The following is a 20,424-nucleotide window of genomic DNA, read 5'->3' on the forward strand; positions in this document are numbered from 1 at the left end:
ACGGTGAGCGGCCGGTACGGAATGGGCATAACGCAACGTACCCAAACGGTTTCGCGAAGTTGAGCAAAGGCCGTACCCTCCCACTCATCACGACCTACACCTGAATCTCCGGACGTAACACCCGGGGGGCGTCCCCCGAGGTCGGGGACGCCCGGTGCCGGGGGACGACCCCCCAACCCCCCCGAGGATGTGATGAAGGACCCGAACAACACGCGGAACACGGCGCCACGCCGGGGGTCCCCGTTGTGGATCTACTTCGTCGTGGTCGTCCTGCTCGGCGTCGCCGTCTGCGCCCTCGCGTTCTCCGGGGTGACCGGCGCCGACCTCGACGCGCTCGTCCGCTCGCCGGTGTTCTGGATCCTCGGCTGCTTCATCATCTTCGGCGAGCTGCGCCCGATCATCACGCCCGGGTCCACCGAGAACAACGGCGCGACCATGTCCACCACGTTCTCGTTCGCCGCGCTCCTGTACGCCGGGCTGCCGATCGCCGCCGCGCTGCAGGGCGTCGCCGTGATCACCTGCGGCGTCTTCCGCGGCCGCAGCCCGCACCGCATCGCGTTCAACGCCGCGCAGTACACGCTCAGCCTGGGCGCGGCGCAGCTCGTCCTCGCGCTGTTCGGCGACCTCGCGACGCCCACCGACCGGTGGGTCCCGGACGGCGCCGACCTCCCCGCCGTCGCCCTCGCCGGGACCGTCTACTTCCTCTGCAACGACACCCTCGTCGGCTCCGCCGTCGCCCTGCACGAGCGGGTCTCGCTGCTCAAGGCCCTCCGCTGGGACCTCGGGTACCAGGTCCTCGTCCATCTGGCGCTGCTCGGGCTCGCGCCGCTGATGGTGATCGCCATGGATCGGTCCGCGGTGTTCGTGCCGCTGATCGTCCTGCCGTTCATCGCCGTGTACCTGAACGCGTCGGTGTCCGTCCGGCGCGAGCACCAGGCCCTGCACGACGGGCTGACCGGGCTCCCGAACCGCAAGCTGCTCATCACGCGGACCGACGAGGCGCTCGCCGAGGCCCGCGCCGCCGAGAAGCGTGAGACGGAGAAGCGCGAGGCCGAGCGGCGGGGCGCCGACCGGCCGGGGAGACGCTGGAGACCCTGGGCGGGGGAGCGGGGCGCCGGGATGCGCGGGCCGCGCGCCGGCCTCGCCGCCCGCCGCCGCAGGGCCGCCGACCCGCCGACGCACCGCGCCGGGCTGTTCCTGCTCGACCTCGACCGGTTCAAGGAGGTCAACGACACGCTCGGGCACCCCACCGGGGACCGGCTCCTCCAGCTCGTCGCGCACCGGCTGACGCACAGCGTCCGGCCGGGCGACCTCGTCGCGCGGCTCGGCGGCGACGAGTTCGCGGTGCTGCTGCCGTCCGTCCGGGACGAGGCCGCCGCCCGCGAGGTCGCCGCCCGGCTGCGCGCCGCGCTCAGCGAGCCCGTCCGGCTGGACGGCATGTCGTTCGACCTGGAGGCGAGCGTCGGCATCGCGCTGTTCCCCGACCACGCGCCCGACTTCGAGCTGCTGCTCCAGCGCGCCGACGTCGCCATGTACCACGCCAAGGAGACCCGCTCCGGCGTCGAGATCTACACCTCCGGCAAGGACCGCAACTCCCCGGCCCGGCTCAGCATGCTCGGCGACCTGCGCCGCGCCCTCGACCGCTCCGAGCTCGAACTGTTCTACCAGCCGAAGGTGTCGCTGCGGGACGGCCAGCTCGTCGGCATGGAGGCGCTGCTGCGCTGGCGGCACCCGGTGGACGGCGTCCTCGAACCCGCGGAGTTCCTGTCGGTCGCCGAGCAGACCTACCTGATGCGCTCGATCACCCACCACGTCGTCGAGGCCGCGCTCACGCAGGCCGCCGCCTGGTGGCGGGAGGACCTCACCGTCCAGGTCGCCGTGAACGCCTCCGGCCGCGACCTGCTCGACACCGGCCTCACCGAGACGATCGAGGAGGGCCTGCTCGCCCGCGGCCTGCCCGCCGCCGCCCTCCAACTAGAGATCACTGAGCGCATCCTGATGAACGAGCCCGCCTACGCGTCCGACACCGTCGGCGCGCTCGCGGAGCTCGGCATCCCGCTCAGCCTGGACGACTTCGGCACCGGCTACTCCTCGCTCGTCCGGCTGAACCGGCTCCCGGTCGAGGAGATCAAGATCGACTCCTCGTTCGTCGGGCGGCTCGCCGACTCGCCCGAGGACGCGGTGATCGTCCGCTCGATCGTCGACCTCGTCCGCACCCTCGGCCTGCGCTCGGTCGCCGAGGGCGTCGAGGACCCGGTCACCGCGCGGCTGCTCCGCGAGATGGGCTGCGACGCGGCGCAGGGCTGGCACTTCGGCCGGCCGATGGACGCCGACACCGCCACCGACTGGCTCCGCCGCCACATGCAGCGGGCCCCCGAGCCCGCCGCCTGACCCGAGGGGCCGCCCTAGTAGGGGCGGCGGTGGGTGTACTCGTCCTCGTAGTAGTACTCGTCGCGCGGGGGAGGCGGCCGGCGGTCGACCGCGCGGCGCGCCGAGGCGATGCGGACGACGCCGATGACGAGGCCGATCAGGCCGCCGAGCATCAGGATCAGGCCGACCAGCCGGATGTCGACACCGCTGAGGTCGACGTCGACCGCATAGGCCAGGATCGCGCCGATGATGATGAGGGCGATGCTGCCGCCGATGGTCACGGCGACCCTCCTCTCGTCCCGGGGGTGAACGAGGGGAATGGTTCCCGCCACCAGGATCTGAAACGGCGCGCCGGGCGGGGGGCCGGTAAACCGGTCGGGCGGAACCGGGCGCGGCCAATAGGATGGCCCCTGAACCCAACTCATCCCAGGAACGGTTTCTCTCATGTCCGCCATCACCCGCGACGAGGTGTCGCATCTCGCCCGCCTGTCCAGGCTGGCGCTCGGCGACGACGAGCTCGACCACCTCGCCGCCCAGCTCGACCAGATCATCTCCGCGGTCGCGCGGGTGCAGGAGGTCGCGGCGCAGGACATCCCGCCCACCTCGCACGCGCTCCCGCTGACCAACGTCTACCGGACGGACGAGCTGCGACAGTGCCTCACCCCCGAGCAGGCCCTCGCCGGCGCGCCCGCCGCCGAGGAGCAGCGGTTCCGCGTCCCGCGGATCCTGGACGAGGAGGCGTGACGGGTGCTGGTCAAGAAGACCGCGGCGGAGCTCGGAGAGCTGCTCGCCGCCGGTGAGGTGTCGGCCGTCGAGGTCGCGGAAGCCCACCTGGACCGGATCGCCGAAGTGGACGGGCAGGTCAACGCGTTCCTGCACGTCGACCGGGAGACGGCGCTCGCGCAGGCCCGCCGGGTCGACGAGCGCCGCGCGGCCGGGGAGGAGCTCGGCCCGCTGGCGGGCGTCCCCGTCGCGCACAAGGACGTGTTCACCACCGCAGACATGCCCACCACCGCCGGGTCCAAGATCCTGGAGGGGTGGCGCCCGCCCTACGACGCGACCGTGACGGCGCGGCTGCGCGCCGCCGGGCTCGTGATCCTCGGCAAGACGAACATGGACGAGTTCGCGATGGGCTCGTCCACCGAGAACAGCGCCTACTTCACCTCGCGCAACCCGTGGGACCTGGAGCGCGTGCCGGGCGGGTCGTCCGGCGGGTCGTCGGCGGCGGTCGCGGCGTACGAGGCGCCGCTGTCCACCGGGACCGACACCGGCGGGTCGATCCGGCAGCCCGCCGCCGTCACCGGCATCGTCGGGATGAAGCCGACCTACGGCGGGTCGTCCCGCTACGGCGTGATCGCGTTCGCGTCGTCGCTGGACACGCCGGGGCCGTTCGCGCGGACCGTGCTCGACGCGGCGCTGCTGCACGAGGCGTTCAGCGGCCACGACCCGATGGACTCCACGTCCGTCGCCGAGGCCGTCCCGCCGGTCGTGGACGCCGCGCGCCGCGCCGACGTGAACGGGCTGCGGATCGGCGTCGTCAAGGAGTTCGCGGGCGAGGGCTACCAGCCCGGCGTGTCCGCGCGGTTCGACGAGGCGGTCGAGGTGCTGGAGTCGCTCGGCGCGAAGGTCGTCGAGGTCTCCTGCCCGCACTTCACCTACGCGCTGCCCGCCTACTACCTGATCGCGCCGTCGGAGGCGTCGTCCAACCTGGCCCGCTTCGACGCGATGCGCTACGGGCTGCGCGTCGGCGACGACGGCTCGCGCAGCGCCGAGGAGGTCATGGCGCTGACCCGCGCGGAGGGCTTCGGGCCCGAGGTGAAGCGGCGGATCATGCTCGGCACCTACGCGCTCTCGTCCGGCTACTACGACGCCTACTACGGCAAGGCGCAGCAGGTCCGCACGCTGATCAAGCGCGACTTCGAGTCCGCGTTCGAGCAGGTGGACGTGCTGGTCTCGCCGACCACGCCGACCACCGCGTTCCCGATCGGCGAGCGCGCCGACGACCCGGTCGCGATGTACCTGGCCGACCTCTGCACGATCCCGGCGAACCTGACCGGCAACGCCGCGATCTCCGTCCCGTGCGGCCTCGCCGACGGCCTCCCGGTCGGCCTGCAGATCATGGCGCCCGTCCTCGGCGACGACCGCGTCTACCGCGTCGGCGCCGCCGTCGAACGCGCCCTGGAAGACCGCTGGGGCGGCCCGCTGCTGGCGCAGGCCCCGGAACTGGTGGAGGCGAAGTGAGCACTCCGACGCTGATGGACTACGACGAGGCGCTCGCGCGGTTCGAGCCGGTGCTCGGGATCGAGACGCACATCGAGCTGGGCACCGCGTCCAAGATGTTCTGCGGCTGCCCGACGGGGTTCGGGGCCGAGCCGAACACGCAGGTGTGCCCGGTGTGCCTCGGGCTGCCGGGGTCGCTGCCGGTCACCAACCGCGCCGCGATCGAGGGCATCATCAAGATCGGCCTCGCGCTGAACTGCGAGATCGTCGAGTGGTGCAGGTTCGCCCGGAAGAACTACTTCTATCCGGACATGCCGAAGAACTTCCAGATCTCCCAGTACGACGAGCCGCTCTGCGTGGACGGCCACCTGGACGTCGAGGTCGACGGCGACACGTACCGGATCGAGATCGAGCGCGTCCACATGGAGGAGGACACCGGCAAGTCCCTGCACGTCGGCGGCGCCACCGGGCGCATCCACGGCGCCGAGTACTCGCTGGTCGACTACAACCGGGCGGGCATCCCGCTGGTCGAGATCGTGACGAAGCCGATCGTCGCGACCGGCGACAAGGCGCCGCTCGTCGCCCGCGCGTACGCGACGGAGCTGCGCGAGCTCGTCCGGTCCCTCGGGGTGTCGGACGTGCGCATGGAGCAGGGCTCGATGCGCTGCGACGTGAACGTGTCGCTGATGCCGCGCGGCGCGTCCGAGTGGGGCACGCGCTCGGAGACGAAGAACGTCAACTCGCTGCGGTCGGTGGAGCGGGCGGTCCGGTCGGAGATCGAGCGGCAGGCGGGCGTGCTGTCCGCCGGGGGCCGGGTGGTCCAGGAGACCCGCCACTTCCACGAGGACACCGGCCGCACCACGAGCGGGCGCAGCAAGGAGGAGGCGCAGGACTACCGCTACTTCCCCGAGCCCGACCTGGTGCCGATGGCGCCGTCCCGGGAGTGGGTGGACGAGCTGCGCGCGTCGCTGCCGGAGCTCCCGGCCGCGCGCCGCCGCCGCATCCAGCGGGAGTGGAAGCTGTCCGACCTGGAGCTGCGGGACGTCGTCAACGCGGGCGCCGTCGACCTCATCGAGGCCACCGTCGCGCGGGGCGCCGACGCCGGGGCCGCGCGCAAGTGGTGGATGAACGAGCTGTCCCGCCGCGCGACCGAGCAGGGCGTCGAGCTGGCCGACCTGCCGATCACGCCGGAGCAGGTCGCCCGCGTCCAGGCGATGATCACCGCCGGGGAGCTGAACGACAAGCTGGCCCGCAAGGTGTTCGAGGGCGTCCTCGCGGGCGAGGGCGGGCCGGACGAGGTCGTCGCCGCCCGCGGGCTCAAGGTCGTCAGCGACGAGGGCGAGCTGGCCTCGGTCGTCGACCAGGTGATCGCCGACAACGCGGCCGTGGCCGACAAGGTCCGCGCGGGCAAGGTCGCCGCGGCGGGCGCGCTGGTCGGCGCGGTCATGAAGGCGACCCGGGGGCAGGCCGACGCCGGGCGCGCGCGCGAGCTGATCCTGGAGAAGCTCGGCGCGTCCTGACCTCCGCCGTCCGCTGGCGCCGCGCTCCGGCGTCAGCGGACGGGGACGCTGACGATGCGGTCGTCGTCCTTGGCGGGGTCGCCGCGTCCGTCCCGGTTGCTCGTGGTGATCCACAGCGTGCCGCCGGGGGCGGCGACGACGGCCCGGAGGCGTCCGTACACGGACTCGAAGTGCGCGACGGGCCGCCCCGCCCTGCCGTTGTGGAGGGGCACCTGCCAGAGGCGCCGTCCGGCGAGCGCGGCGGCCCACAGCGACCCGTCCGCGTAGGCGAGGCCGGACGGCGACGCCTCGTCCGTCGACCAGGTCAGCAGCGGGTCGGTGAAGCCCTTCCGGTGGCCGACGCCCTCCACCTCGGGCCAGCCGTAGTTCTTGCCCTTCTCGATCCGGTTGATCTCGTCGAAGGTGTTCTGGCCGAACTCGGTGGCGAACATGCGGCCCTGGTCGTCCCAGGCGATGCCCTGGACGTTGCGGTGCCCGTACGTCCAGACGCGGTTGCCGAACGGGTTGCCGGGGGCGGGCTTCCCGTCGGGCGTGACGCGCAGGATCTTGCCGCCGAGGGAGTTCTTGTCCTGCGCGAGGGGGCCGTCCCCGGTCTCGCCGGTCGTGATGTAGAGCATCTTGTCGGGGCCGAACTGGAGGCGCCCGCCGTTGTGGTTGGGCCCCTTCGGGATGCCGGTGACGATCGGCTGCGGCGCGCCGAGCGACCCGTCGAGGGTGGCGCGGACGACACGGTTGTCGGACGCGGAGGTGAAGTACAGATAGACGAGGTGGTCGGTGGCGTAGGACGGCGACACGGCGACGCCCAGCAGACCTCCCTCGCCTTCCGGCTGCACTCCTGGCACCTTCCCGATCCGCTGCCGTTGCCCGGACGGCGACACCCGCAGCAGGTCCGCGGTGTCGCGCTCGGTGACCAGCGCGTCGCCGCCGGGCAGGAACGCGACGGCCCACGGCACCGCCAGCCCGGACGCGATGACGCGCGCCCCGCCCGGGTTCGCGGACGGGGACGGCGTCCCGGCCGTGGCGGGCGGCGGGGTGCTCGCCTCGCCGCCGCCGGAGCCCGAGGAGCCGCCCGAGGAGCAGGCCGCGGCGGAGGCGGCGAGGAGCAGCGCGGCCGCGGCGAGGACGATCGTCTGCTGTCGCATGATCGTATGCTTGCGCATGGGTGCCTCCGGAGGAAGCGCGGACCGTGCGCGTCCGGCGGTTCCGGCCCGTGGCGCGGCTCCCGAACGCGGTCACACAGGGTGATCTCGGGCAGGTCGGATCATGAGGGACGTTCCGGTTTCGGTCGTCCCAAACCGTGATCCGACTAGGGCGTTCGTCGCCGGGAGGACGCCCAGCCTCAATCGCTCCGTGACCTACCGAACGTACATTGAGCGTCACGGTGATCCCGTAGTGCAGCAACCAATGCAGCAACGTCGCTGATCTCCGGCGGGCGAGGCGGACGCGCTCGCAGGCCGGTCCGCGCGGACTCCGCGCGGGGCACGATTCATGGCCTCCCGCCCGTTATCCGGGCGGGACGAGTGGTTTGAAGACCCACCATCTCCCCTGGCGCGGCGCTGCGCCTCCAGGGACCGACGCCCACCGGGGCGGGAAGGGGCACGGCGCGATGAGCGGCGACCACACCAGGCGGGTACCGCCGCGTGCGCTGCCCGTGGCCGTGGCCGTCATCGCGGGCGCGCTGTACGCCACGGGCTCGCTGCTCGGCTGGGGCGGCCGCGCGTTCATCGCGTGGACCGAGGCCGCCGCCGCGGGCGCCGCCGCCGTGTCGCTGCTGCTGTCGGCCCGCCGCCCGGCCGGGCCGCCCGCCGACGCCGCGCCCGGCGGGCTGTGGCGCGCGTCCTGGCGCTGGTACGGGATCGCCGCCGCGGCCTGGTTCGCGGGCGCGCTCGGCAGCGCCCTGTCGGGCGCGGGCGACCCGGGCGGGCGCAGCGCGCTGTCGCTGTCCGTCCCCGACCTGTTCTACCTGGTGGCGCTGACGTCGCTGGTGGTCGGCCTGGTCGTGCCGATCAGGCTGCCGCGGGACGCGGGCGCCTGGCTCCGCTACACGGCCGACACCTACGTCTGCGCGTGCGCGCTGTTCGTGCTCGGCTGGGTCGCGCTGTTCAGCAGGCTCTACCACCAGTCGGGGGAGTCGCCGTCGGAGTTCCTGCTCGAACTGCTCTACCCGCTGATCGACATCGTGTTCATCTGCGGGGCGCTGCCGTTCGTCCTCGGCGCGGCGCGCGGCAGGCGGCGGCTCGCCTGGATGGGGTACGGCGCGCTGACGGCGGTCGCGGTCGCCGACATCGTGACGACCTACGTCCGGCTGGACGGCGGGCGGGCGGCCGACGACCCGTCCGACATCCTGCGGCTCGCCGGGCTGCTGCTCCTGCTGCTCGTCCCGTGGACGGGCCCGGCCCCCGAACCCGACCCCCCGGTCGACGACATCCCCGCCGACGTGGCGGGCTCCGGCGCCGAGCCGGACGCCGCCGACCCGGCGGGCGAGCGGCGCGGCCGGATGATCGGCCCCGGCCTCGCCCCGGCCGCGATCGCCGCCGCGGCCGGGCTGTTCATCGCGGGCCACTCGCTCACCGGGGAGAACGGCCTCGAACCCGGCGTGTCGATCACCGCGGGCTCGGCCGCGCTGGTGCTGATCGCGCGGCTCGCCGGGCTGCTGCGGGAGAACGACCGGCTGCGCCGCGCGGTGGAGACCGGCGAGGAGCACTTCCGCGCGCTGTCGGAGAGCATCGACGACGCGGTCCTTATCTGCGACCTGGACGCGACCGTCCGGTACGCCAGCGCGGGCGCCCTGCGCACCTACCACTACGCCCCGGACGAGCTGCTCGGCCGCCCGCTGAACGAGATCGTCCACCCGGAGGACCTGCCCCGCGTCCAGGACGTGTTCACCGAGTTCCTCGACGACCAGGCCGGGACGGCTGCGGGCCGCCTCGCCGACCCCCGGGACGCGCTGCGCGTCTCCTGCCGGGTCCGCGCCGCCGACGGGACGTGGCTGCCCACCGAGTCCACGGTCTCCTGGTTCAGCGGCTCCGACGGCGGGCCCGCCCGCCTGCTGGTCACGACCCGCGACCTGAGCGAGCAGGCGGCGCTCCAGCGGCAGGTCGCGCACCTGACGTTCCACGACGGCCTGACGGGCCTGCCGAACCGGTCCTACTTCGAGGAGCGCACCCGCGAGGTGCTGTCGCGGCGGCCGTCCGCCGGGACGGTCGCGGTCGTGTTCGTCGACCTCGACGGCTTCACCGCCGTGAACGACTCCGAGGGCCACGCGGCGGGCGACCAGGTGCTGTCGCAGGCGGCGCGGCGGCTGCGGGCGAACGTCCAGTCCGACGACACGGTGGCGCGCTGGGGCGGCGACGAGTTCGCGGTGCTCGTCCAGCTCCCGCCCGACGACCGTGAGACGCGCGCCACCGTCGAGCTGGCCGGACGCCTCCTGAGGGTGCTTTCGGTCGACCCATACCAGGTCGGCGACAAGCACATCGTGCTGACGGCGAGTGTCGGCATCGCGTTCGCGGGCGACGACGAGCGCCCCCCGGACGGCGGCGGCTCGGACGCCGAGCGCCGCCTCCGCCGCACCGCCGCCGACCTGCTGCGCAACGGCGACCTCGCGATGGCGCGGGCGAAGGAGCTCGGCGGCGGGCGCGTCGAGGTGTACGCCCCGCACATGCACGCCGACGTCGTCCGGCGGCTCGAACTCGGCAGCGACCTGCAGCGCGCGCTCGCCGAGGAGCAGTTCTCGATCGAGTTCCAGCCGGTGGTGGAGCTCGCGACGTCCCGGGTCTGCGGCGTGGAGGCGCTGCTGCGCTGGTGGCGGGGGAGCGACGCGGTGCCGCCGGAGGAGTTCATCGGCCCGGCGGAGGAGTCCGGCCTGATGATCCCGCTCGGCGGCTGGGTGCTGCGGGAGGCGTGCCGGGAGGTCGCCCGGTGGCGCCGCGACTCGTGGGACATCGGCCTCTCGGTCAACTTCACCGGGCGGCAGATCGCCGCGCCCCGGTTCGTCGAGTCGGTCGCGGCGGCGCTGGAGGAGACGGGCCTGCCGCCGCACGCGCTGACGCTGGAGGTGCGCGAGGAGGTCCTCGTCGAGGACGCGGGCCAGAACGTCGCGCGCCTGTCGGAGCTGCGCGAGCTGGGCGTCCGGCTCGCCATCGACGACTTCGGCACCGGGTACGCCTCGCTGGCCTACCTCGGGCAGCTCCCCGTCGACATCATCAAGATCGACCCGTCGTTCGTGGCGGGCCTCGGCTCGGATGAGACCCTGACCCTCCTCACCCGGACGATCGTCCGGCTCGGCAGCGACCTCGGGCTGACCGTCGTGGCGGAGGGCATCGAGCGGCCCGAGCAGCTCCAGGCGCTGCGCGAGATGGGCTGCCCGCGCGGGCAGGGGTTCCTCGTGGCGCGTCCGATGGCGGCCGGGCGGGTGGAGTCGCTCGTCCGGACGAACCTGGAGGAGCACGGCAGGTCCGGCGATGTCCCACTGCCCCTGCCGGGCTGACCGGCGGCCCCCGACCCCGACCCCGACACCGACCGATGATCGGCGACGCCCGCGCGGTGCCCGGCGACCGGTCCCGGCGTCTCAGATAGTGGGACAAAGTGTTCAAGAATTTGACCGCGGGCCGGACATCGGCGAAAGTGGGGCCCGTGCAGAGCACCATCACCATTCTCGTAGTACTTGGTCGGCGCGCAGGCTGACCAAGCACCTCGTCCTGCGCGCCTCCCCTCGACCGCCTCACGGCGGCGGGGGTTTTTTGTTGCCCGGCGAGCCAAGAGACACATCTCCCCAAGGGAAACCCAGATCATGACGACCGAACAGATGACGGGAGCCCAGGCGCTGGTCCGCGCACTGGAGAACGTCGGCGTCGACACCGTGTTCGGCATCCCGGGGGGCGCGATCCTCCCGGCCTACGACCCGATCTTCGACTCCGCGAAACTGCGGCACATCCTCGTCAGGCACGAGCAGGGCGCGGGGCACGCGGCCCAGGGCTACGCGATGGTGACCGGCAAGGTGGGCGTGTGCATGGCCACCAGCGGGCCGGGCGCGACCAACCTCGTCACGGCGATCTCCGACGCCTACATGGACTCGGTGCCGATCGTGGCGATCACCGGCCAGGTCGCCTCGTCCCTCATCGGGACCGACGGCTTCCAGGAGGCCGACATCGCCGGCATCACGATGCCGATCACCAAGCACAACTTCCTGGTGACGAACGGCGCGGACATCGCCCGGACGGTCGCCGAGGCGTTCCACATCGCCTCTACCGGGCGTCCTGGACCGGTCCTCGTCGACATCGCCAAGGACGCCCTGCAGGCCACGGTCGCGTTCGAGTGGCCCGTCGCGCTCCAGCTGCCCGGCTACCGGCCCGTCACCCGGCCGCACTCCAAGCAGGTCAGGGAGGCGGCGCGGCTGATCGTCGCGGCGGAGCGGCCGGTCCTGTACGTCGGCGGCGGGGTGCTGAAGGCGGGCGCGTCCGCCGAGCTGAAGGTGCTGGCGGAGCTGACCGGCGCGCCGGTCGTCACCACGCTGATGGCGAAGGGCGCGCTGCCGGACAGCCATCCGCTGCACATGGGCATGCCGGGCATGCACGGCGGCGTCGGCGCGGTCGGCGCGCTGCAGCGGTCCGACCTGCTGGTCGCGCTCGGCGCCCGGTTCGACGACCGGGTCACCGGCAAGCTGGACGGCTTCGCCCCGCACGCCAAGGTCGTGCACGCCGACATCGACCCGGCGGAGATCTCCAAGAACCGGCACGCGGACGTCCCGATCGTCGGCGACGCCCGCGAGGTCCTCGCCGACCTGATCGTCGCCGTGCAGAAGGAGCACGAGGCGGGCCGCAAGGGCGACTACAGCGGCTGGTGGCGGCAGCTCCAGGCGTGGCGCGACACCTACCCGCTCGGCTACGACACGCCGTCGGACGGCTCGCTGTCCCCGCAGTACGTGATCGAGCGGATCGGGCGCCTCGCGGGCCCGGACGCCTACTACGTCGCGGGCGTCGGCCAGCACCAGATGTGGGCCGCGCAGTTCATCAAGTACGAGCGCCCGGGCGCGTTCCTGAACTCGGGCGGCGCGGGGACGATGGGCTACGCCGTCCCGGCGGCGATGGGCGCGAAGGTCGGCGCGCCGGACACGACGGTCTGGGCGATCGACGGCGACGGCTGCTTCCAGATGACCAACCAGGAGCTCGCCACCTGCGCGATCGAGGGCGTCCCCGTCAAGATCGCCATCATCAACAACGGCAACCTCGGCATGGTCAGGCAGTGGCAGACGCTCTTCTACAACGAGCGCTACTCCAACACCGGGCTCCAGCCGCAGGCCGGGCACGCCGCGAAGCGGATCCCCGACTTCGTCAAGCTCGCCGAGGCGTACGGTTGTGTCGGCCTGCGCTGCGAGAAGGCCGAGGACGTCGACGAGGTCATCGCCAAGGCCATGGAGATCAACGACGCTCCGGTCGTGATCGACTTCGTCGTGCACAAGGACGCCATGGTCTGGCCGATGGTCGCGGCGGGCACCACCAACGACGACATCAAGATCGCGCGGGACATGGCGCCCGAGTGGGAGAACGGAGACTGACCCCGATGAGCCTGCACACCCTGTCGGTGCTCGTGGAGAACAAGCCCGGCATCCTGGCCCGGGTCGCGGCCCTGTTCTCCCGGCGCGGCTTCAACATCGAGTCGCTCGCGGTCGGCACCACCGAGCATCCGGACATCTCCCGGATGACGATCGTGGTCAACGTCGAGGAACTGCCGCTCGAACAGGTCACGAAGCAGCTGAACAAGCTGATCAACGTGCTGAAGATCGTCGAGCTGGACCGGACGGCGAGCGTCCAGCGGGAGCTGGTGCTGGTCAAGGTGCGCGCGGACGCCGAGACCCGGTCCCAGGTGCTGGAGACCGTCCAGCTCTTCCGGGCCAAGGTGGTGGACGTCGCGCCCGACGCCGTCACGATCGAGGCCACCGGCAACCGCGACAAGCTGGACGCGCTCATCAAGGTCCTGGAGCCCTTCGGCATCAAGGAGCTGGTGCAGTCGGGGCTGGTGGCCATCGGCCGCGGCGCCCGGTCCATCACCGACCGCTCGCTGCGGGCCATCGAGCGCAGCGCGTGACTTCCGGCCGTCCCCGCCCCGCGGCGGGGACGGCCTTCCATCCAGTGACAATTACGAAAGGCAACAAGCACTGTGGCTGAGATGTTCTACGACGACGCCGCCGACCTGAGCGTGATCCAGGGCCGGCACGTGGCGGTCATCGGGTACGGGAGCCAGGGGCACGCGCACGCGCTGTCGCTGCGCGACTCCGGCGTCGACGTGCGGGTCGGGCTCCGCGAGGGGTCGGCCAGCCGGGAGCTGGCGGAGGCCGAGGGGCTGCGCGTCGTCACCCCGGCGGAGGCCGCCGAGGAGGCCGACCTGATCATGCTCCTCGCCCCGGACCACCACCACCGGGAGATCTTCGAGAAGGACATCAGGCCCGCGCTGGTCGAGGGCGACGCGCTGTTCTTCGGCCACGGGTTCAGCATCCGGTACGACCTCGTCCAGCCGCCGGAGGGCGTGGACGTGGCGATGGTCGCGCCGAAGGGCCCAGGGCACCTCGTGCGGCGCCAGTTCGTCGCCGGGCGCGGCGTGCCGGTGATCGTGGCGGTGGAGAAGGACGCGTCCGGGAACGCCTGGCCGCTGGCCCTGTCCTACGCGAAGGCGATCGGCGGGCTCCGCGCGGGCGGCATCAAGACGACGTTCACCGAGGAGACCGAGACCGACCTGTTCGGCGAGCAGACGGTGCTGTGCGGCGGCGTCTCCGAGCTGATCAAGACCGGGTTCGAGGTGCTGACCGAGGCGGGCTACCAGCCCGAGGTCGCCTACTTCGAGGTGCTGCACGAGCTGAAGCTGATCATCGACCTGATCTACGAGGGCGGCATCTCGAAGATGTACTGGTCGGTGTCGGACAACGCCGAGTACGGCGGCTACACCCGCGGCCCGCGCGTGATCACGCCGGAGACCAAGGCCGCGATGAAGAAGATCCTCGGCGAGATCCAGTCCGGGCAGTACGCCAAGGAGCTGGTGGACGAGTTCGAGGGCGGCCAGAAGGAGTTCGGCCGGTACCGCGAGGAGCTCGCCGGGCACCCGATCGAGAAGACGGGCGCGGAGCTGCGCCCGATGATGAGCTGGCTCAACGACTGAGCAGCACCCTGCGGCGTGTCGCCCCCGGCGGGGGGTGACACGCCGCAGTCGTTTCCGGACGGCGGGTGCGGGCCCGGCATTGCCATGAGCATACTCGGTATGCATACTTGGTAGGCATGTCCATACGTCACGGCCTGCTGGCCCTGCTGTCGCAGGGCCCCCGCTACGGCTACCAGCTCCGCGCCGAGTTCGAGTCGTCCACCGGCGCGACATGGCCCCTCAACATCGGGCAGGTGTACTCCACGCTGTCCCGGCTCGAACGCGACGACCTCGTCGCCCGCGTCGGCGCCGACGACGAGGGCCGCTTCGTCTACCGGATCACCCCGGCGGGGGAGGCGGAGGTCCGGCGCTGGTTCGGCACGCCGATCACCCGCACCGACCGGCCCCGCGACGAGCTCGCGATCAAGCTGGCGATGGCCGTGACGACGCCGGGGGTGGACGTCGCGCGGGTCGTCCAGGCCCAGCGCACCGCCACGCTGCGCGGCCTCCAGGAGCTCACCCGGCTGAAGATGGCGGCGCCCGCCGCGCCGGCCGAGCAGGGCGACCGCGCGTGGCGGCTCGTCCTGGAGTCGATGGTCTTCCAGGCGGAGGCCGAGGTGCGCTGGCTGGACCACTGCGAGACGTTCATCGCGCAGGCCGGGCCGCCGGCGCCGAGCGCTCCCGCGTCCGACCCGGCGGGCGCGCCGGCGGAGGCCGACGAGGAGGCGCGGCGATGAGCCTGCTCGCGCTCCGCGACGTCTGCCGCGACCACGGCAGCGGCGCCGGTCTCGTCCACGCCCTCCGGCACGTGACGCTGGACGTCGCGCCCGGCGAGTTCGTCGCCGTGATGGGGCCGTCCGGCTCCGGCAAGTCGACCCTGCTGACGCTCGCGGGCGGGCTCGACACGCCCTCGTCCGGGCAGGTCGTCGTGGACGGCGCCGACCTCGGCGCGCTCGGCGCGGCCGGACGGTCCGCGCTGCGCCGCCGCAGCGTCGGCTACATCTTCCAGGACCTCAACCTCATCCCGAGCCTGACCGCCGCCGAGAACGTCATGCTGCCCCGCGAGCTGGACGGCGTCCGCGCCCGGCAGGCCCGCCGCGAGGCGGCGCACGCGCTCACCGAGGTCGGCGTCGCCGAACTCGCCGACCGCTACCCGGACGAGATGTCCGGCGGCCAGCAGCAGCGCGTCGCGATCGCCCGCGCGCTCGTCGGCGACCGGCGGCTCGTCCTCGCCGACGAGCCGACCGGCGCGCTCGACAGCAACACCGGCGAGGACATCATGCGCGTCCTGCGGGGACGCTGCGACGCGGGCGCGTCCTGCCTGATGGTGACGCACGAGTCCCGGCACGCCGCCTGGGCCGACCGCGTCGTCTTCCTCCGCGACGGCCTCGTCGTCGACGCCACCCCCGCCGCGTCCGGTCCGGAGAGCCTTCTCCAGGAGGCCCCGTGAGCGGGTATCTCTGCGCGCTGCGGATGGCGGCGCGGGACGCGGCGCGCGCCAAGGGGCGCACCGCGCTGGTCCTGGCGATGATCGGGCTCCCCACCACGCTGATCGTCATGCTGGCCGTCCTGGTGAAGACGGCCGAGCCCACGCAGGCCGCGGGGGAGGGCGAGGCCGTCTCCGAGGGCGCGGCCGCCGCCGAGACCGCCATCGGCGCGCTGGTCGTCACGATGATCGTGCTGCAGGTCGTGCTGCTGGCCGGGCCGTCGTTCGTCGTGGACGTCCGCAGGCGCCGCCGCGACCTCGCGCTCGTCGCGGCGGCGGGCGGCGAGGCCCGGCACCTGCGCGCCGTCGTCCTCGCGAGCGGGCTGGTCATCGGCGGGGCCGCCGCGCTCGGCGGGGCGGCGCTCGGGATCGCCGGAGCGGCGGTCGCGAAGCCGGTCATCGAGGCCGTGGGCGACGACAGGCTCGGCCCGTTCCGGGTGCCGTGGACCCTCGTCCTCGTCACGATGCTCGTCGCGGCGGGCAGCGGCGTCCTCGCCGCGCTCATCCCCGCCCGGCAGGCCGCCCGGATGGACGTCGTGTCCGCCCTCGCCGGGCGCCGCGACCCGCCCGGCCGGGCCCGCCGCGGGCTGCCGCTGCTCGGCGCCGCGCTGATCGTCGCGGGCGTCGTGATCTCGCTGGTCGGCGTGCGGGTCATGCGCGAGTTCGGCGCGGCGCTCGGCGCGGCGGCGATCATCATCGGGCTGGTGATGGTCTGCCCGGCGGTCGTCGGCGCGTCCGGCCGCGCCGCGTCCCGGCTCCCGCTGCCGCTGCGGCTCGCCGTCCGGGACGCCGCCCGCAACCGCGCCCGCACCGCCCCGGCCGTCGCGGCGATCACCGCCGCCGTCGCCGCCGTCACCGCGCTGGCCATCGGGGGCGCCAGCGACTTCCGCCAGCGGGAGATCGAGTACCGGCCGCAGCTGCCGATGGGGACGACCCTCGTCCGCCTGCCGATGGAGCACGCGGACAAGGTCGACCGGGCCGTCCGCGACGCCCTGCCCGGCGTGCCCGTCCAGGCCCTGAAGGTCCTGCCCTACGTGGAGGGGGCCTGCGACAGCGCGGCCACTCCCGGATGCCCCTCGGTGCGCGTCGCGGGCAAGGACGACGACGGCATGCGGCTCGTCCTCCTGGACAACGTGGTCGGCGGGCCCCGCGAGGCGCGCCTGCTGCTCGGCCGCGACGACCCGGCCGTCTCCGCCGCGCTGAGCGCGGGCAAGGTCGTCCTGTTCCGGTCGCGGCCGCCCGCGAGCGGGAAGACGACCCTGAGGATCTCCTTCCGGGAAGGGCAGGGGAAGGGCCGCGTCATCAGGGACGTCCCGGCCGTCGCCGCCGCCGGGGACCCGCACGTGCGGACGATCATCCCGCCCGCCGTCGCCGCGCGGACCGGGCTGCCCCCGCGCACCGAGGCGTACGGCGTCGACCGGGCCGACCACCGGGTCACCAAGGCCGAGGAGTCCCGGCTGAAGACGGCGATCTCCCGGTTCACCCAGGAGAGCGAACTGGTCTACGTCGAGCGGGGCTTCACCGAATCGCTCGACGGCGTCCTGCTCCTGCTCGCCGGTGTCGCCGCCGCGCTGGTCCTCGGCGGCGCGCTGATCTCGACCGGGCTGGCCGCCGCCGACGCCAGGCCCGACCTCGCCACCCTCGCCGCGGTCGGCGCGCGGCCCCGGACCCGGCGGGTGCTGACGATGGCCCAGGCCGTGGTCGTCGCGGGGATCGGCTGCTGGCTCGGCATCGCGGGCGGGCTCGTCCCCGGCTTCGCGGTGACGCGCCCGCTCACCGGGCAGCTTGAGGCGTCCGACGAGAGCGTGCCACCGCACGGGGCGATCCTGGACGTCCCGTGGCTGCTGCTGATCGCCGTCGGGGTCGTCGTCCCGCTCGTCGCGGCGCTCGCCGCCGGGGCGTTCACCGCCGGGCGGCTGCCGATGACCCGCCGCGCGGCCGGGTAGCGGTGCGCCGGTCCGGCCCCGCCGGACCGGCCGCGCCGGTTCAGCCGCGCGCCGGAGCCGGTGGTAGCGTCCGGCGCGTGGCTGAGGCGGTGGCGGTTGGCGGACGCGCCGGCGCCGCGCCGACCGCGCGGCCGTCCCGGCGGCGGCGCGCCGCGCTCGCGGCGCTGGTCGCGGGCGGCGCGGCGCTCTACGGCGCGTACTCGCTGCTGCGGCTGCGCGCGTTCCGGGCGGGCAGCTACGACCTCGTCATCTTCGACCAGGCGATCCGCTCCTACAGCCGGTTCGAGCCGCCGGTCTCGATGGTGAAGGGCGTCCACAACGGGTTCGGGCCCGGGTTCTCCATCCTCGGCGACCACTTCTCGCCGATCCTCGCCCTGCTGGCCCCGCTGTACTGGATCCACGACGGGCCCGCGACGCTGCTGCTCGCGCAGGCGGTGCTGCTCGCGCTCGCGATCGTCCCGGTGTGGCGGTTCACCGAGCGGCGGTTCGGCGCGGCGGCGGCGTACTGCGCGGCTGGCGGCTACGCGCTGTCGTGGCCGGTCGCGGAGGCGCTCGCGTTCGACTTCCACGAGGTGGCGTTCGTCCCGCTGCTGTCGGCGCTCATGGTCGAGCGGCACGACGCGGGACGGCGCGGCCAGGCCGCCCTGGCGGCGTTCGCCCTGCTCCTGGTCAAGGAGGACATGGGCCTGCTGCTCGTGGGCTTCGGCATGTTCCTCGCCACCCGCCGCGGGTCGCGGGACGACCGCCGCGCGGGGCTCGCCTACATCGTCGTCGGGCTCGTCGCGACCTGGGTCTGCTCCCGCGTCGTCACCGCCGCGTTCGGCGGCGACAAGGACTACTACTGGGCGTACGGCTCGCTCGGCCCCGACCTGCCGCACGCCGCCGTGCACGCGCTGACCCATCCGTGGGACGCCGCCGCCGTCCTCGCCACCCCGCCGCAGAAGATCCTGACGATGGCGCTGGTCGTCCTGCCGCTCCTGCTGCTGCCGCTGGCCTCGCCGCTGACCCTCACGGCCCTGCCGCTGCTCGCCGAGCGGATGCTGAACAGCCGCTTCGACAACTGGTGGGAGCCGCACTACCACTACAACGCGTTCATCATCGCCGTGCTCGTCCTCGCGGCGGTGGACGGGGCGGCCCGGCTGCGCGGCAGGGTCCGGAGGTCGCGCGGGTGGCCGCCCGCCCTGCCGGGGGCCGCGATCCTGGCCGCGATGCTGGCCTGCGTCCCGTTCTTCACCTACCGGCACCTCGCCGACCCGGCGCTGTGGCGGCCGAACGAGCGGGCCCGCGCTGCGGCCGCGGCGGCGGCGCGGATCCCGGACGGCGCGCTGGTCGAGGCGGCGAACGGCGTCGGCCCCGCGCTCACGACCCGCGCCCGCGTCCTGCTGTGGGACGAGCGCTCCCGCGGCGCCCCGTGGGTCCTCGCCTACGTCGGGCGGCAGGAGTTCCCCTTCGCGGGCGTGGCCGACCAGCGCCGCCGGGTCGAGGAACTCGCCGCCGAGGGGTACCGGGAGGTGTTCCGGCGGGCGGGGTACGTCGTGCTGTACCGGCCGGGCCCCGACCCGTGGTGAGCCCCGCCGTGGTGAGCCCTGATCGCGCATTTTTGGACGGATTGGCCAGGTGACCGATCATCACGCCACCCGTCAGAATGCAGGTGAAGGCACGATTTGAACAAAATCCCCTGTAGTTTTGGCGCACTTTGCCTGATACTTGAGGAAAGCCGTGACGGCCGCGGCCGATGCGGGACTCCCCGCGCTGAACTCGTGTGACCGCCGCCGGAGCGGCAAAGGGGCGCGGCGCATGACTGGTGTGATGAAGGTCGGGAACGACGGAGAGCCGAGAGCCGGCGGCACGGCGGAATTCGCCTCCCGCGCGGCGCACGCGCGGCCGGGCAATTGCCGCGGGCGAAATCGCGATGGCCGCCGAAATAACGGCCGGGAGCCGTGACGTGCCGGCGGCGGAGGAGAAGGACGTCCGGCGCTATGAGACGTGCGGGCACGCGTGGATCGGCGTCCTGCGGCACGTCTGGGCCGCCGGGGAGGCCGGGCTTGAGGACGGCGGCCCCATCATCGAGGGCCCGCCGCTGCTGTTCGAGGTCGCCTCGCTCAGTTGGGAGGACCCGATCCTGCACGAGCACGGCGACCGCGCGCGGCTCGTCCGGCGGGCGCAGGAGCGCACCCGCCGCCCGGTCCGCGGGCGGTACTGGCCGCGGCTGCACGACCTCCAGGGCAACGACCAGATCCGCTGGGTCGTGGACCTGCTGCGCGCCCGCCCGTGGACGACCAGCGCGTGGATCTCGCTCACGGTCCCCGGCGAGCCGGCGGAGGGGCTGCCGTGCCTAACGGCGCTGTCCTTCCGCATCCGCGGCTACCGGCTGATCATGACGGCGATGTTCCGGTCGCAGGACGTCCACCGCGGGTACCTGACCTACATCCCGCTGCGCGACGTGCAGGTCCAGGTCGCCGAGGCGCTGGGGCTGCCCGCCGGTCCGCTGCGCGTGTACGTGGACGTCCCGCACGTCCACGTCGCCGACGCCGAGCGGGTCGCCTCCGTGCTGGCGGCGGTGCCGGAGCCCAACGCGGCCTGAACCCGTCGCGGGACGCGCTGCCCCAGGACGTGCGGAGGGGCCATGAGGCGGACGAAGCGGGACTTACCGGTGGGTGTCTCCCTGCCGCGAACCGCTCCACCCCGCGGGAGATAGACTCGCGGAGGGGCGAGGGCACGACGAGGTGACCCGCGACTTCACCTGCACAGATCA

Annotated in this window: 15 protein-coding genes; 13 read left to right on the plus strand and 2 right to left on the minus strand. The window is 73.5% G+C overall.

Annotation, left to right across the window (positions count from 1 at the left end):
* Positions 1-192 precede the first annotated feature (192 nt).
* Positions 193-2,391, plus strand: a complete 2,199-nt coding sequence (locus ACH01S_RS00135) for a putative bifunctional diguanylate cyclase/phosphodiesterase (protein WP_067883778.1) — start codon at positions 193-195, stop codon at positions 2,389-2,391.
* A 14-nt stretch (positions 2,392-2,405) separates the two neighbouring features.
* Here ACH01S_RS00135 and ACH01S_RS00140 read toward each other — a convergent pair whose 3' ends face one another.
* On the minus strand, positions 2,406-2,651 hold the full coding sequence (locus tag ACH01S_RS00140; RefSeq protein ID WP_067883779.1) for a DUF6458 family protein: 246 nt from the start codon (positions 2,649-2,651) through the stop codon (positions 2,406-2,408).
* 163 nt (positions 2,652-2,814) lie between these two features.
* Here ACH01S_RS00140 and gatC point away from each other — a divergent pair, with 163 nt between their 5' ends.
* From gatC to gatB, 3 genes are read left to right on the plus strand one after another with little or no spacing between them, the layout of a single operon-like run.
* The gene (gene gatC, locus ACH01S_RS00145) at positions 2,815-3,114 is read left to right on the plus strand and encodes an Asp-tRNA(Asn)/Glu-tRNA(Gln) amidotransferase subunit GatC (protein WP_067883783.1); all 300 of its coding nucleotides are present in this window, start codon (positions 2,815-2,817) and stop codon (positions 3,112-3,114) included.
* 3 nt (positions 3,115-3,117) lie between these two features.
* Positions 3,118-4,611, plus strand: coding sequence for an Asp-tRNA(Asn)/Glu-tRNA(Gln) amidotransferase subunit GatA (gene gatA, locus ACH01S_RS00150; RefSeq protein WP_067883784.1), 1,494 nt, complete (start codon positions 3,118-3,120; stop codon positions 4,609-4,611).
* Positions 4,612-4,625: 14 nt separating this feature from the next.
* Positions 4,626-6,110 carry an Asp-tRNA(Asn)/Glu-tRNA(Gln) amidotransferase subunit GatB gene (gene gatB / locus ACH01S_RS00155; RefSeq protein WP_067884034.1) on the plus strand — a complete coding sequence of 495 codons (1,485 nt, stop codon included), beginning with the start codon at positions 4,626-4,628 and terminating at the stop codon, positions 6,108-6,110.
* Between the two features lie 32 nt (positions 6,111-6,142).
* Here the strand turns inward: gatB and ACH01S_RS00160 are convergent, their stop codons facing one another.
* Positions 6,143-7,252 (minus strand): PQQ-dependent sugar dehydrogenase, encoded by a 1,110-nt coding sequence (locus ACH01S_RS00160; RefSeq protein ID WP_067884036.1) that lies wholly within the window; start codon positions 7,250-7,252, stop codon positions 6,143-6,145.
* A 464-nt stretch (positions 7,253-7,716) separates the two neighbouring features.
* On the opposite strand from ACH01S_RS00160, the gene ACH01S_RS00165 reads away from it, so the two are divergent.
* The 9 genes from ACH01S_RS00165 to ACH01S_RS00205 all read left to right on the plus strand — a co-directional run bounded on the left by ACH01S_RS00165 (position 7,717) and on the right by ACH01S_RS00205 (position 20,253).
* Entirely contained in the window at positions 7,717-10,596 is a 2,880-nt protein-coding gene (locus ACH01S_RS00165; protein WP_067883785.1) for a putative bifunctional diguanylate cyclase/phosphodiesterase, read from the plus strand.
* A 279-nt stretch (positions 10,597-10,875) separates the two neighbouring features.
* Positions 10,876-12,663: an acetolactate synthase large subunit gene (locus ACH01S_RS00170; RefSeq protein WP_255220022.1), complete on the plus strand. Its 1,788-nt coding sequence runs from the start codon at positions 10,876-10,878 to the stop codon at positions 12,661-12,663.
* A 5-nt stretch (positions 12,664-12,668) separates the two neighbouring features.
* Positions 12,669-13,193 carry an acetolactate synthase small subunit gene (gene ilvN, locus ACH01S_RS00175; protein WP_067883787.1) on the plus strand — a complete coding sequence of 175 codons (525 nt, stop codon included), beginning with the start codon at positions 12,669-12,671 and terminating at the stop codon, positions 13,191-13,193.
* A gap of 81 nt (positions 13,194-13,274) precedes the next feature.
* Positions 13,275-14,258: a ketol-acid reductoisomerase gene (gene ilvC / locus ACH01S_RS00180; RefSeq protein WP_067883788.1), complete on the plus strand. Its 984-nt coding sequence runs from the start codon at positions 13,275-13,277 to the stop codon at positions 14,256-14,258.
* A 116-nt stretch (positions 14,259-14,374) separates the two neighbouring features.
* Positions 14,375-14,974, plus strand: coding sequence for a PadR family transcriptional regulator (locus ACH01S_RS00185; RefSeq protein ID WP_067883789.1), 600 nt, complete (start codon positions 14,375-14,377; stop codon positions 14,972-14,974).
* Positions 14,971-15,687, plus strand: a complete 717-nt coding sequence (locus tag ACH01S_RS00190; protein WP_067883791.1) for an ABC transporter ATP-binding protein — start codon at positions 14,971-14,973, stop codon at positions 15,685-15,687. Before ACH01S_RS00185 ends, ACH01S_RS00190 begins: the two co-directional genes overlap by 4 nt.
* Positions 15,684-17,669 carry an FtsX-like permease family protein gene (locus tag ACH01S_RS00195; protein ID WP_067883792.1) on the plus strand — a complete coding sequence of 662 codons (1,986 nt, stop codon included), beginning with the start codon at positions 15,684-15,686 and terminating at the stop codon, positions 17,667-17,669. The genes ACH01S_RS00190 and ACH01S_RS00195 overlap by 4 nt, the downstream gene beginning before the upstream one ends.
* A gap of 77 nt (positions 17,670-17,746) precedes the next feature.
* Positions 17,747-19,237: a DUF2079 domain-containing protein gene (locus ACH01S_RS00200; RefSeq protein ID WP_169809182.1), complete on the plus strand. Its 1,491-nt coding sequence runs from the start codon at positions 17,747-17,749 to the stop codon at positions 19,235-19,237.
* 377 nt (positions 19,238-19,614) lie between these two features.
* Positions 19,615-20,253 (plus strand): thymidylate synthase family protein, encoded by a 639-nt coding sequence (locus ACH01S_RS00205; RefSeq protein ID WP_246236867.1) that lies wholly within the window; start codon positions 19,615-19,617, stop codon positions 20,251-20,253.
* The last annotated feature ends 171 nt before the right edge of the window (positions 20,254-20,424 follow it).

It is taken from the genome of Actinomadura chibensis NBRC 106107 (assembly GCF_001552135.1).
Classification (GTDB): Bacteria; Actinomycetota; Actinomycetes; order Streptosporangiales; family Streptosporangiaceae; genus Spirillospora; species Spirillospora chibensis.